The sequence below is a fragment of the Olsenella sp. HMSC062G07 genome, from assembly GCF_001811895.1.
In the GTDB taxonomy this organism is placed as follows: Bacteria; Actinomycetota; Coriobacteriia; order Coriobacteriales; family Atopobiaceae; genus Olsenella_F; species Olsenella_F massiliensis.
Genome location: NZ_KV806953.1, coordinates 1 through 310 on the forward strand (window position 1 = coordinate 1; position 310 = coordinate 310).

1 protein-coding gene is annotated in these 310 nt (G+C 76.1%); it reads right to left on the minus strand.

What is annotated here, in order from left to right; genetic code table 11:
• Positions 1-310: hypothetical protein (locus tag HMPREF2826_RS08920; RefSeq protein ID WP_210389009.1), on the minus strand; the 310-nt coding region annotated here is incomplete at both ends.

Here is a 310-nt window from a genome sequence, read left to right on the forward strand (position 1 = left end):
CGACGTCCTTGGCGGCAACGTCGCGCGCGACGAGGAGGCGCTTCTCGTCGCGCGCGCCCTCGCAGGAGCTTCGCGCCGCAGACGCCGCCTGGGCGTCGGCGAGGGCGCGGGTCCGCGCCCCCTCCTCCTCGTCCTTGAGCGCCTGGAGGGCGCCCTCGCCGGGCACGTCGGACGAGAGCGAGGCGGGACGCGGATGGTGCGGGGAGCCGCAGACGGGGCAGGCCTTCCCCTCTTGCAGGCCGCGTGCCAGAATGCCGGCCTGATGGTCAAGATAGGCGCGCTGGGCGCGCTGGGAGGCCTCGCGCGAGGC